This window comes from Polycladomyces abyssicola (genome assembly GCF_018326425.1).
Lineage (GTDB): Bacteria > Bacillota > Bacilli > Thermoactinomycetales > JIR-001 > Polycladomyces > Polycladomyces abyssicola.
Genome location: NZ_AP024601.1, coordinates 516,125 through 529,568, shown reverse-complemented (window position 1 = coordinate 529,568; position 13,444 = coordinate 516,125). Strand labels below are relative to the sequence as shown.

Below are 13,444 nucleotides of genomic sequence, written 5' to 3'. Positions count from 1 at the left end.
ACACTTCGCTTAGAGGAAATTGCCCGCGATTTCATTTCTGCGCTCCGGGTCTTCGCTCGACCGGGCTCAGGTCTTCGCCCACCTGGGAAAGCATTTGCTCTCTTACGGATGATTTACCAGACACGGACTAGTACAGGCTTAACCATGTTCCGACGTTGGCATTCAGTGCCCTTTGATAGACTTCCTGTGCACTGGTAATATCCTCAACCGCCATGCCCATCGGATTGAGAACGATGATTTCATCGTCTGTTTCGCGTCCCGGTTTTACCCCGATCAATATCTCTCCCAATTCCGCATGAAGTTGCTCACGGGAGAAACGTCCTTCCAGCACCAATTGGTTGATGATTTTTTTCTCCCGGTTGGCTTGGTCCCAATCATCCACCACAACTTTATCTGCTTTCAAGAACACTTCCTTGTGCAAGTCCATGATCGAAATATTGCTGACAAAGGCTCCTTTTTGCAGCCATTCATAGGGAATGTACGGGGTATCTGTCACTGTGCAGGTGACGATCACCTCTCCTTCCCGAATTGCATCCTTGGCACTGTCGGCCACCACTGCCTTCACACGGGGAAAACGCTCCTGCAATTCATCTGCAAGTCGAATCGCCGCATCCTGGTGGAGGTCAAACAGATGCACAGTCGCAATATCCGGGAACTGCTCCAGCAACGAACGCAATTGCATGTGGGCGATCAAGCCGCACCCGACACAGGCCACACTGCGAAACCCTTGACGAGCCAGATATCGTGCCCCGATCACCGTCACGGCAGCGGTTCTCATCCCGCTGATTAAACTTGCTTCCATGACGGCAATGGGATAGTTGCTTTCAGGATCGTTCAGGATAATGAGGCCGCTGGCACGCTCCTTACCGCGAACCCGCGGGTTGTCGTGTTTGCTTCCGATCCATTTCAAACCCGATACCGGCTTCTCGCCCCCGATATAAGCGGGCATTGCAATGATACGATCGGCAATATGACTGTTGTTGACACGCAAGTAGGGTTTCAACGGCTGGACAAAATCCTTCCGCGCATGCAATTCCAACGATCTGCTGACCGCTTGTACATACAGGTCGGATGACTCCCCGCCGATTTTGACGATATCCTCTCTGCTCAGGTATAAAATCGAATGATCGCGCTTCATGTGGTAACCCCTTTCTATGTATGTCAGACGGAAACTTTTTTTCGAGATAGATTTTCCATCCACTGATCGTCATACACACTGTCCAAATAACGGTCACCGCGATCGGGGAGAACAGTTACGATACGGGAATTCGGCGGAATCACGTGAATGATTTTTCGAATCGCAGCGATGACGGACCCGGAAGATCCGCCGGCAAAAATCCCCTCATGCGCCAGTAGATCCCGGCATCCCTGTGCCGACTCGAGATCGTCCACATAGACTACCTCATCGATTTCCCCCGGACTCAACAGTTCGGGAACACGGCTCGCCCCGATACCAGGCAGCTCCCGAGGTGCAGGGGGAGCACCGAAAATGACCGACCCGACCGCATCCACGGCAATCACTTTGACGTGGGGAAATTTCTCACGAACCCGTCGGGAACAACCGAGAATACTGCCCGTTGTGCTGACAGCGCAGATGAGGTAGTCGACAGGCCCATCCACCTGCTCGATAATTTCTCTTCCCACACTGTGATAGTAGGCCTGCCAATTCCAAGCATTGGCGTATTGGTTGATCCAATAAGCATTGGGAATGGTCTCCAACAACTCCTTCACCCGCCTGATGCGCGTGTGAAGATAGCCGCCATACTCATCTTTCTCTGTGACCATTTCGATTTGTGCACCAAACTGCTTGAGGATTTTCAAGTTGGTCGGCGTAATTTTCGGATCGACGACACAAGTGAATTTCAATCCGTAAATTTTGGCCGCCATCGCCAGGCCGATACCGAGATTTCCAGAAGTACTTTCGATCAAGTGAGTTCCCTCATGGAACGTACCGTCTCGAAGCCCACGTTCGATGATGTACCGGGCGGGGCGATCCTTCATACTGCCGCCGGGATTCATCATCTCCAGCTTGGCATAAACTTTCCTGTCTGCAAAAAGGCGTTTCAAATGGACCAACGGCGTCTGCCCGACACAATCCACGATCGAACTGAAGATCCCACCAGGGGATTTTGGGGAATGATCCTCTATCAACTGGAACACCCTCTTTTGAGTCGAATTGATTACAAATGATAATCATTCTCATCGACAATAATGAATGATAATCATTCTCATGTCAATACGCTTTTTTCATTGAAAACAGAAAAACCCCCGAATCAGAGATCCCTGGCGATACGATTCTCTGATTCAAGGGTTTTATCTGAGCATGTCTGTTCCATATTGCCCACTTGGTTTCCCCGGTTCGCTCCACCTGCCCCCTGTAAGGAAGCAGATCATGGCCGATCCGACCCGTTGAAGCACAGCACGAAGGTCCGTTTCGTCAATTCCATTCCTGCGCTTTCCGCGTCTTCGCTCGGCAAGCTTGGACAGTCGCTCACCTGGGTAAACATTGGTCCGCACAGAGTCGCCAGACACAATCTAGATGCGCCCCAAACGCAGACAAGTGGGACAGGGGCGGTTGCCGGGAAACTGGTACCGTGACTTGCCCCACACGGCTAAAGCCGTGGGCTTCTCGCTTCATCTGGCGTGGCAACCCACATCCATCCACGATGGCTTCGTCCAAGCCTAGTGATTTTAGTTTAACGAGTTTTCGCTTGAATAGTAGTTTTCGGTGTTTTCGCACTTTTCTATCCGATTGTACCAAAATTCTGTCGGACTTGCAAGAGGGCTAAAGCCCTTCCTCGTCCGACGCTCGCTTTCATTCCAACCCTGAAGGGCTGGGTTTTCCCGCTCGCTCTTTATAAACAGCAAGTAGAGCGCACACATATCACAGCATCCGGTTCTTTCGTCAAACATGTCCGATAGGTGGCGGCAAGCGCCGGAGCATAAATGCCGATCCAATCGTAATACACGGAAGACACGTTGGGGTGGGAATCTCAATTCCCTAGCATTGCCGATTTTCCGGTACAAGGATCGGACGTAGTTCCCCGCATTCTCCCACAAAATGAGTGGAGACACACCCACTTCGGATGAAATGCGTCCAATCAGTTCTTTTAGGTTGATCATTGGCATCCTTCGGGAAAGCGAGCGGAACCGGTAGTCCTTTCCCCCGCAAATCTTCCAATACGGAGGGAAGATACGTCCCAACAGCCATGTGATCCACCCTCTTGATAATGAGAATCTTTCTCTTTCAATGGTAACCAATGCATCTCACCATGTCAAAACGGAACGAAAAAAGATTGCATACCATCCGGAAAAATTGTTGATTGTTAACACCCTCACCGATATAATGGGTGATGGTAATGATAATTATTCTCAATAACATGAGGGGGGCACTCACTTGTTCACCAAAAAGACCTGTTTCTCTATTCTCCTGATCGCCGTTATGCTGGTAACCTCAATACTGGCGGGTTGTAGCGGCAATGCCGATCAAACGACAACTGGTCAACAAGGAAACAGCGCAGCCAAGCGGACAGTGAAGCACGAACTGGGTACACTGGAATTCACAACTCCGCCGAAGCGGATTGTAGTGCTGGATATGTATTTGTTGGATATTGCAACCGCACTGGGGATTCAACCGGTCGGTGTGGCCCAGGAGGAGCTGAACAACAAATCGCTTCCGGGATACTTGAAATCCCGCGTTACGAACTCCTTTACCTGGGTGGGCAGTCGGAAAGAACCCAGCCTTGAGATGATCGCCAGTCTGAAACCGGATCTGATCGTTGCCGATCTCCAGCGTCATAAGGAAGCATATCCGCAACTGTCCAAGATTGCACCGACCATGGTGGTCAAAGGGTCTGGCGGCCAAGATTGGAAACAAATCGTCAAGTCGCTCGCAATCGCTTTGAACATGCCCGAACGGGGCGATCAGGTCATCAAGCAATACGAACAAAAAGTCGCCCAAGCCAAAACGGCGTTGTCCAAGGCGGGAACGCTCAAAGTTCTCCCCATCACGATTTATCCCAAACAAAAAGTACGTATTTACACAGCGGATTCCTTTACCGGTACCGTTCTTCAGGACATGGGATTGACCGTTCCTTTCCGGGCTGACGGGCAACCGTTCATCGAAACCGGCGCTGAAAAGTTGGCGGACATCAAAGCAGACCAATACCTGTTGCTGCAAAGTCCCGCCTATACCAAAGGAGTCGATTGGAAAAACACACCCGTGTTCAAGGATCTGCCCGCTGTAAAAGCCGGAAAGGTCGTTCCGGTCCAGATGGAGACCTGGAGTTTCTACCGTGGACCCCTTGCCGCTCAGGTCATTGCTGATGAAGCAGTCAAGCTTCTCGCCAACAAACAAGCAAAATAAAAGTGTGAAATGAGGCGTGACCGAGGATTCAACCCCGAGGACACGCCTATCCTTATGGCCTGGAGGGGGGAAGCAGTTGGATACCCGTAATCCCGTCAGTCGACGGTTTTTTACTCGATCGGAAAACAAAGCTCTTCCACGCATCCTGTTATTTTTTCTCTGTTTATTACTACTCGCCATTGTCATGGTACTGAATATTCGGTTCGGAACCGGTCTTTCCCTCGATGCCATTTGGAAAGCCACGATCCATTATGATCCTCACAATCAACAACATCAGATCATTCACGATCTTCGGTTGCCCCGTGTGTTGGCAGCGGTACTGGTGGGAGCGGCATTGGGGATTTCGGGAACGATCATGCAGATTATCACCCATAACCCGCTTGCTGCACCGGATACATTGGGAGTAAATGCCGGCGCGGCATTCACCGTGTTGATCACCTTGTTGTTTTTGCCATCCGTCCCGCAAGATCTGATTCCCGTCTTGGCATTTGCCGGAGGCATCTTCACCATGATCTTGGTCTGGGGAATCAGCTCTGTCGGTTCACGCGGCGTTACCCCCATCAAACTCGCTTTGGCAGGTGTCGCCGTCGCGACACTGATGAGAACGATGTCGGAAGGGTTGATCCTTGCCCATTCTCGTGCCGCGTTCACCTTAACCTATTTGTTGAAGGGAAGTTTGGCCGGTATCCGTTGGGATGATTTAGAATTGTTGATCCCCTGGACTGTTGGTGGAATCATCGTGGCGCTCCTGTTCAGCCGAACGTTTAACCTGATGCGCCTGGGCGACGACGTGGCAACCGGACTGGGTGTACGTGTTCCCCTGTTCCGTATGGCTGCAGGCATTGTTGCCGTGATTTTGGCCTGCTCCTCTGTGGCTGTCGCAGGTCCCATCACTTTTGTCGGATTGGTGATTCCGCACATGACACGCCTGGTGGTCGGAATCGATGAACGATGGGTGATCCCTTTTTCCGGTATTTTTGGTGCACTCTTGCTCACCCTGACCGATTGGGTAACTCGTGTCGTATTTAATCCGCAAGAGGTGACGATCTCGATCCTGACAGCCCTGATCGGCGCACCATTTTTCATTGTGCTCGCACGCTCAAGGAGGGTCCGATGAAGTCATTAATCCAGCTGAACCGTTCATGGTGGTTGATCCTGTTTTTGTTTGTCCTGATGCTGGTGGCGTCCATAGCCAGCACGGCTTTGGGTGCCGTGAAATTGAGTTTGTATGACGCATTTGCCGTCTGGTTCGGTGACGCCTCTCCACAGGCACAATTCATCATTGAAGAAATGCGGTTACCACGCACGTTCATCGCACTGCTGGCCGGCGGATGTCTGGCCATGTCCGGCGGAATTTTTCAGGCGATCACCCGGAACAGTCTGGCTTCTCCCGATTTGATCGGTATCAGCGCCGGTGCCGGTTTGGGAGCAGTCATCCTGATTCTGCTGGCTCCATCCTCCCCACCGGGACTGTTGCCCTTGTTCGCATTTGCGGGTGGACTTTTGACCGCTGTGGTCATCTATCTGTTGGCCTGGCAAAAAGGCGTGGAATCCACTCGGCTTATCCTGATCGGAATTGCAGTATCTTCGGTTTGCTTGGCTGCAAGGGATGCTGTCGTACTGAAAGCGCCGGATGAACTGGATTCGGCGTTGTTTTGGCTGGCAGGGTCTGTTTGGGGAAAAGGGTCGGAACAATTGTCGGGGGTGTGGATCTGGGCCGTCGCTTTGTTGGGGCTCGGGTTGTGGACGGCACGAACTTTGAACGTACTGCAGCTGGGAGACGAAACCGCGAAGGGATTGGGAATCCATGTGGAAAGGACCCGACTTCTCATTACGGCCATCGGTGTCGGATTGGCCGGTTGCGCGGTTGCGGTAGCTGGTAATATCGGGTTTGTAGGCTTGATCGCTCCTCATATGGCCCGATTGCTGGTTGGCTCTGATATGAAAAAAATATTACCCGCCTCCGCCATCCTCGGGGCTTTGTTGACAGTCGCCGCGGACACTGTAGGACGTGTACTGATCGCACCGTCGGAAATTCCGGCCGGAATCTTTACCTCCCTGATCGGATGCCCATATTCCCTCTGGCTGTTACGGTTGGAACGGAGATAAGGTGATTTCCGAAAAGAATAAACTGATCGTCCCTGATCATTTGCCATATCCTATCGTATGAACTTGTGGGTGTTGTTGACAAAGTCCACGGTCTCCGAATTCCCTTGCAGGCTTGCCCGCATCCTGCGCCCCCCGGTTCGGAGCGGACAAGACCTGCTTTCTTACAGAGCACAGGTGGAGCGATCCGGGAAAGCGAGCGGGACCGACTCATCAGACCACTTTGCCAGCAATCTCGGGGCACATCGTGCCCCTTCTTTTTTCGGGGAACATTCCCCCTTGTTTTTGTGCTCAAACGTGTTAACATAGTGGGAAATTGCATACTCATCCGATTCTTTTAACAGGAGATGTCGAAAGTAATGAAACGCGTGCATCCACCTTTTACCCAACTGATCAAACAATTGCCGGCCACCGTGCCATTCGTCCCGCCCGAAGCGCTGGAGCGGCAAACGGGACAACCCATCCGATTGCGCCTGGGTGCCAACGAAAGCGACTTCGGCGTCTCTCCCTTGGCGAAGGAAGCGATGCGCCGGGCCCTGAAGGAAGTATCCTGGTACGGGGATTCGGAAAACGATGCACTTCGCACAGCGTTGGCACACATCCACGGTGTCCGTAAAGAAGAGATCGTGATCGGCTCCGGCATTGATGATCTCCTTGAGCTTGCGGTGCGCACCTTTGTCGAGCCGGGCGTTCCGGTCGTCACCTCGTTGGGCTCTTACCCCACCTTTCAATTTCACGTGACCGGATTCGGTGGGCAGCTTCATTTCGTACCCTACTGTGAGTGGAAAAACGATTTGGAGGCTTTGGTGGAAAAAGCCCGCGAAGTGGATGCCCGACTGCTGTATCTGGCCAACCCGGACAATCCGACGGGCACTTGGCATTCAGCCGATGATGTGGCTCGCCTCATCGAAGCACTGCCTCCAAGGTGCGTGCTGATCTTGGATGAAGCCTATATCGAATTCGCACCGCCATCCGCTCACCTGCCCATACAGGGCGATCACCCGCAAGTGATTCGAATGCGCACCTTCTCCAAAGCCTACGGTATGGCAGGAGCGCGAATCGGTTATGCCATTGCATGCGAAGAAACCATTTCCGCTTTTGACAAAGTACGTCTTCATTTCGGCGTTAACCGAATCGCACAAGCCGGTGCCTTGGCATCGCTCCAAGATCCCGACTTCGTCCGTGACGTTGTCAACGCCGTCAACGAAGGGAAAAAGGAATACGAAGCGATGGCGGAAGAGCTGGGTTGGCGCGCCATTCCTTCCGCCACCAATTTCGTCGCCATCGACGTGGGCGACGCGGATCGCGCACGGCGCATCGTAGATGATTTGCTCAAAATGGGCATATTTATCCGCATGCCGGGCGTATCTCCGCTGAATCGCTCAATCCGTGTGACCGTAGGCAAGGAAGAACATCGAAAGCAATTGGCGGAAGCGCTCAAAAAAGTAGCCGACCGGATTCGCTGATGGCAATGAAAACAGCCCCGCAAGATTCCTTGCGGGGCTCTGCGTGAATGCGATATCAACAATATTTGTCGAAAGCGGCTTTGAGACTGGCGGCGATTTCTTCCAGACTCCGGTTTTCGATCTGTTCCCGGGGAATCATGTGGACAATTTTGCCGTCCTTTAAAATGGCAAACGACGGGGAAGAAGGCGGGTAGTCACCGAAATATTCCCGTGCCTTGGCGGTCGCTTCCCGATCCTGACCGGCAAACACCGTGTACAAGTGATCCGGCGTCTTATCGTGCTTCAGCGCCTCGGCCACCGCCGGACGGGCCAAACCGGCCGCACATCCGCATACCGAGTTGACGACGATCAGGGTGGTGCCTTTTTTGGCTTCTCCTTCCAATGCTTCCACCACTTCTTCCGGTGTCCGCAATTCCCGAATGCCCAAACGGGTTAATTCATCCCGCATCGGCTGGACCATCATTTGCAATTGGTGAAAATAAAAATCCTGGGCCATCCTTCATCCCTCCTCACTGTTATTCTATCCCATCTCCTCTTCGAACGTCCATAAACGTAACCAGCCGGATTTTTCTTGCTTTTCCGACATATGTGCGGTAGAACGGAATTGAGCATGATGACAACTTGGTGGAACCCACACGCGATTGAGGACGCGATTGAGAGAGCACCATTGATCCTCTCTTTCCTGGGTTGGGCAGTCGATCGCAGTAACGGCCGCCCTTGGGGAAGCAGGCTCATCCGAAACTTCAGACGGAAATTCGGAGTCCGTGACCGTTGTCGCCAATTTGGCAATGAATCCACTTGAAAAGGGAGGAGAAAACGTGGACGTACAAGCGTACCCTCTCGCGGATCGGCATCCCGAAAACGAGGCAACCCGACCTTGCCTTTCTGCGTCACTTGCAAAACCGCCATTTGCTCAGCGTGCCGTTCGAAAATCTGGATATCTCTCTTGGACAACCAATCCGCCTTTCCTTACCCGCTATGTACAACAAAGTAGTGAATCGGAAGAGGGGCGGCTTTTATTACGAATTGAACGCGCTGTTCAATTGGCTTCTTCGTGAGTGCGGATTTTCGACATCGCTGATTTCCGCCCGTGTTCGTAAACCGGACGGCGGTTACAACCCGGAGTTCGATCACCTGGCTTTACTCGTTCACTTGGACAAGACGTATTTAGTAGACGTGGGATTCGGGGACAGCTGCAGAGAACCGTTGCCTTTGGATGGTACGGAAGTGGAAGACATCAGTGGCAGGTACAGAGTGATGGCCGTCGGGAAAACATCGGGCCAATACGCTTTACAAAAAGAAACGAAAGACCATTGGTTGACCGAATATCAGTTTACGACCATCCCGCGCGAGCTGCACCAGTTTGCTTCCATGTGCGAATACCATCAAACGTCGCCGGAGTCGACGTTTACCCAAAAAACCATGTGCACGATCGCCACATCGACCGGTCGAATCACCCTGACACGCGAACATTTGACCGTTACAAAAAACGGTTATCAACAGAAAGTCCCCATTGTATCCGAGCAATAATTTGATGATCAGCTTCGACAACATTTTCCACATCCACCTGTGACAAGGAAAGGGACGGTTTTTCCGGTTTGTTTGCCGCCATTGGCAAAAACGACAAAGGTCGTAACCGGAAAAATCCGTCCCATATTCTATTTGTCTCCATCAACTGATGTTTTTATTCACTCACAAGATCATTTCCACAACATTTTTCCCATTCGTTCGGCAGCAGCCGTAATCAGCGGAGCAAATTGCTTCATGCGATCTGGCGTCCATCGCCCCACCGGACCCGATACGGCCAAGGCTGCAACGATCCGCCCCGCGCGGTTGAAGATTGGCACGGCGATTGCCGACGTACCGGCCTCCCGCTCCTCGATGCTGATCGCATATCCCGTCTCCCGAATCTCTTCCAATTGTTTTTGATACTGCGCCCGGTCCACCGTCTGCGGCCAATCGGGATCGGCCAATACTTCTTTCTGCACGATCGGATCGGCATAGGCGACCAACACTTTGCTGGAAGCGCCAACCGACAACGGCATACGGGCACCGACCGGTGCCACACGGCGTATGGTCTGTTTGCTTTCTACTGCTTGTACACGGATGCGTTCCAACCCGTCTCTTATGTACAAACTGACCGTTTCATCCACCTGATCGCGTAACCGCTCCATTTCAGGCAAAAATAATACTGCGGGATCATCCGAGTGATCCATATTGGCCGCCAACTCCCACACGCGAAACCCCAGTTTGTATTTTTCCGTGTCGGGATTACGAGTCACAAAGCCCTTGCTCTCCAACGTGGCCAACAGACGGAATACCGTACTTTTGTTGATCGAGGTGCGATGGGCGATCTCGGTCAGCCCCAGCTCCGGCTGATCCACAAAACACAACAGAATATCCAGGGCACGTTCCGCCGCCCGCACCGTCATTTTTTTATCCTCCGCCAAGGGCAAGCCCTCCGTGTTTCACGGTTTGAAAACGATTTTCCTTTTATTATACGTCGGAACCGATCACAAGAAAAGGGCGACAGGATAAGTGATTAAGGGGTATACAATTCCGAAGCTCCATAGTATAATGATATCGAAAAAAGAAACTTGGTTTCATCAGATGAAACATATCGACTTTCTTTTTGCACATTCCATCCAAAGGAGGGACTCAACATGCCCAACGACGTGTTTGGTGTACGTTCCCAGCTTGAATCGGGCGGTAAAACGTACACATACTACCGCCTGCAAGGGCTGGAGGAACAAGGACTGGGCAAGGTTTCCCGCTTGCCATTCTCCATCAAAGTGTTGTTGGAAGCGGCAGTCCGTCAGTGTGACGGAAAAGCCGTGACTGAGGAGCATGTGAAACAACTGGCCCGGTGGGCGGAAGAACGTTCGGATAAAGAAGTGGCCTTCAAACCGGCCCGGATCGTGTTGCAAGACTTTACCGGCGTACCGGCCGTCGTTGACTTGGCCGCGCTTCGTTCCGCGATGAAACGGGTGGGTGGAGATCCGTCTCGGATCAATCCCCTGATCCCGGTGGATCTCGTGATCGACCACTCCGTCATGGTGGACAAATACGGCACTGAGGATGCCCTGGAATACAACATGAACGTGGAATTCGAACGGAACGAGGAACGCTATCGCCTGCTCCGTTGGGCGCAGGAAGCGTTTGACAACTTCCGTGCGGTTCCGCCGGCAACCGGGATTGTGCACCAAGTCAACCTGGAATACCTGGCAACGGTAGTGGCCACCCGCGAAGTGGACGGCCGTACCGAAGTGTTCCCGGATTCGCTTGTCGGCACCGACTCCCACACCACGATGATCAACGGTTTGGGCGTTGTGGGTTGGGGAGTTGGCGGCATCGAGGCGGAAGCGGGCATGTTGGGTCAACCGTTGTACTTCGTGACACCCGAGGTGGTTGGCTTTAAGCTGACCGGCAAATTGCCGGAAGGCGCCACTGCGACCGACCTGGCTTTGACCGTCACCGAAATGTTGCGGAAAAAAGGCGTTGTTGGCAAATTCGTGGAATTCTACGGACCGGGTCTGTCCAACATCAGCCTGGCTGACCGGGCCACTGTGGCCAACATGGCGCCGGAATACGGAGCGACGATGGGCTTCTTCCCGGTGGACGAAGAGTCCCTCAACTATCTGCGCAACACCGGCCGCGACGAAAAGCTGGTTCAGCTGGTGGAAGACTACTGCAAAGCGCAAGGCCTGTTCCGCACCGACGATACGCCGGACCCGATCTTCAGCGACACCATCGAGCTGGATCTGTCCACGGTGGTTCCCAGCTTGGCCGGTCCGAAACGCCCACAAGACCGGATCGAATTGAAAGACATGAAAAAAGCCTGGAACGACACCTTGCGCAAACCGGTGGAAGAACGCGGCTTCGGACTGTCCGAGGAGGAAGTCGCCAAAACCGCTGAAGTGCAAGCGGACGGTGAGTCCTTCACGTTGAAAAACGGTTCCGTCGTGATCGCCGCCATCACCAGCTGTACCAACACGTCCAACCCGTCGGTGATGCTGGGTGCCGGCTTGGTGGCGAAAAAAGCGGTGGAAAAAGGACTGAAAGTGCCGGCCTATGTCAAAACCAGCTTGACGCCGGGTTCCAAGGTCGTCACCGACTACCTGAAAGAAGCCGGTCTGATCGAACCGCTGGCCCAACTCGGCTTTACCGTGGCCGGTTACGGATGCGCCACCTGTATCGGGAACAGCGGTCCGCTGCCGGAAGCGGTGGCCAAAGCGATCGAAGAGAACGACCTGACCGTCGCTTCTGTACTGAGCGGTAACCGGAACTTCGAGGGACGGATTCACCCGTTGGTAAAAGCCAACTATCTCGCATCTCCGCCGCTGGTCATCGTTTACGCGCTTGCCGGTACGGTGGACATCGATCTGTTGAACGAACCGATCGGTTACGGCCACGACAACCAACCGGTCTACCTGAAAGACATCTGGCCGAGCGCGCAGGAAATCCGCGACGTGATGAACCAAGCGATGAATCCGGAACAGTTCAAGAAGCAATACAGCCGCGTCTTCGACGCCAACGAACGGTGGAACAACCTGCCCACGCCCAAAGGCGAACTGTACGATTGGGATCCCAAATCCACGTACATTCAAGAACCGCCGTTCTTCGTCAACCTGTCCCCGGATGTGGAGCCGATCAAGGAAATCCGCGGCGCACGCGCGTTGGCCGTATTGGGCGACTCGGTCACGACCGACCACATTTCTCCGGCCGGTGCCATCGCCCCGGACAGCCCGGCGGGCAAATACCTGCGTGAACACGGTGTGGAGCCGAAAGACTTCAACTCGTACGGTTCCCGTCGTGGCAACGACCGCGTCATGACCCGCGGCACCTTTGCCAACATCCGTATCCGCAACCTGATGGTCCCGGGTACGGAAGGCGGCGTCACCAAGTTCCTGCCGACCGGCGAAGTCATGCCGATTTACGACGCGGCCATGAAGTACAAGGAGCAAAACACGCCGCTGGTGGTTCTGGCCGGTAAGGAGTACGGCACAGGAAGCTCCCGCGACTGGGCGGCCAAAGGCACCAACCTGCTTGGTGTAAAAGCCGTCATCGCGGAAAGCTTTGAACGGATCCACCGGAGCAACTTGGTTGGTATGGGCGTGCTGCCGCTCCAGTTCGTCGAAGGTCAAAACGCCAAAACGCTGAACCTGACCGGCGAAGAAACCTTCGACATCATCGGTCTGAGCGACGACATGCAACCCAACCAAACGCTGAAAGTACGTGCCACCAAAGCGGACGGAACCACGGTCGAATTCGACGTGATCTCCCGTCTGGACAGCGTGGTGGACATCGAATACTACCGCAACGGTGGTATTCTGCAAACGGTGTTGCGTCAAATCCTGAACAACACCGAGCAAGTGAACGCCTGATTTTCCATTTCCCTGAACCCCGTTTTTGCGTGGTACTACCCGGTACCACGCTTTTTTTTCGGGCTATAAGGTATGAATCGTCAAGAAGTCTCCCTGTCGGTTTTGCCTTCAAACATACAGGT

At 53.3% G+C, this 13,444-nt stretch carries 10 protein-coding genes; 6 read left to right on the top strand and 4 right to left on the bottom strand.

Annotated features, from left to right (window positions below; translation table 11 throughout):
* Positions 1 to 127 precede the first annotated feature (127 nt).
* Both sbnB and sbnA read right to left on the bottom strand, forming a co-directional pair.
* On the bottom strand, positions 128 to 1,138 hold the full coding sequence (sbnB, locus tag KI215_RS02705; RefSeq protein ID WP_212774058.1) for a 2,3-diaminopropionate biosynthesis protein SbnB: 1,011 nt from the start codon (positions 1,136 to 1,138) through the stop codon (positions 128 to 130).
* Between the two features lie 23 nt (positions 1,139 to 1,161).
* Positions 1,162 to 2,151 (bottom strand): 2,3-diaminopropionate biosynthesis protein SbnA, encoded by a 990-nt coding sequence (gene sbnA, locus KI215_RS02700; RefSeq protein ID WP_275956737.1) that lies wholly within the window; start codon positions 2,149 to 2,151, stop codon positions 1,162 to 1,164.
* Positions 2,152 to 3,397: 1,246 nt separating this feature from the next.
* Between sbnA and KI215_RS02695 the strand changes: the two genes are divergently transcribed.
* From KI215_RS02695 to KI215_RS02680, 4 genes are all read left to right on the top strand, one after another.
* Positions 3,398 to 4,366, top strand: coding sequence for an ABC transporter substrate-binding protein (locus tag KI215_RS02695; RefSeq protein WP_212774057.1), 969 nt, complete (start codon positions 3,398 to 3,400; stop codon positions 4,364 to 4,366).
* 76 nt (positions 4,367 to 4,442) lie between these two features.
* Positions 4,443 to 5,483, top strand: coding sequence for a FecCD family ABC transporter permease (locus KI215_RS02690; protein ID WP_212774056.1), 1,041 nt, complete (start codon positions 4,443 to 4,445; stop codon positions 5,481 to 5,483).
* Complete coding sequence (locus KI215_RS02685; protein ID WP_212774055.1) at positions 5,480 to 6,475, top strand: FecCD family ABC transporter permease; 996 nt, start codon at positions 5,480 to 5,482, stop codon at positions 6,473 to 6,475. The genes KI215_RS02690 and KI215_RS02685 overlap by 4 nt, the downstream gene beginning before the upstream one ends.
* A gap of 356 nt (positions 6,476 to 6,831) precedes the next feature.
* The gene (locus tag KI215_RS02680) at positions 6,832 to 7,938 is read left to right on the top strand and encodes an aminotransferase class I/II-fold pyridoxal phosphate-dependent enzyme (RefSeq protein ID WP_212774054.1); all 1,107 of its coding nucleotides are present in this window, start codon (positions 6,832 to 6,834) and stop codon (positions 7,936 to 7,938) included.
* Between the two features lie 55 nt (positions 7,939 to 7,993).
* Here the strand turns inward: KI215_RS02680 and KI215_RS02675 are convergent, their stop codons facing one another.
* The gene (locus KI215_RS02675) at positions 7,994 to 8,434 is read right to left on the bottom strand and encodes a BrxA/BrxB family bacilliredoxin (RefSeq protein WP_212774053.1); all 441 of its coding nucleotides are present in this window, start codon (positions 8,432 to 8,434) and stop codon (positions 7,994 to 7,996) included.
* A 302-nt stretch (positions 8,435 to 8,736) separates the two neighbouring features.
* On the opposite strand from KI215_RS02675, the gene KI215_RS02670 reads away from it, so the two are divergent.
* A complete protein-coding gene (locus KI215_RS02670) occupies positions 8,737 to 9,468 on the top strand; it encodes an arylamine N-acetyltransferase family protein (RefSeq protein ID WP_212774052.1) in 732 nt (243 codons plus the stop codon).
* A gap of 170 nt (positions 9,469 to 9,638) precedes the next feature.
* Here KI215_RS02670 and KI215_RS02665 read toward each other — a convergent pair whose 3' ends face one another.
* On the bottom strand, positions 9,639 to 10,388 hold the full coding sequence (locus tag KI215_RS02665) for an IclR family transcriptional regulator (protein ID WP_246512173.1): 750 nt from the start codon (positions 10,386 to 10,388) through the stop codon (positions 9,639 to 9,641).
* A gap of 213 nt (positions 10,389 to 10,601) precedes the next feature.
* Between KI215_RS02665 and acnA the strand changes: the two genes are divergently transcribed.
* On the top strand, positions 10,602 to 13,322 hold the full coding sequence (gene acnA / locus KI215_RS02660) for an aconitate hydratase AcnA (RefSeq protein ID WP_212774051.1): 2,721 nt from the start codon (positions 10,602 to 10,604) through the stop codon (positions 13,320 to 13,322).
* Positions 13,323 to 13,444 lie beyond the last annotated feature (122 nt).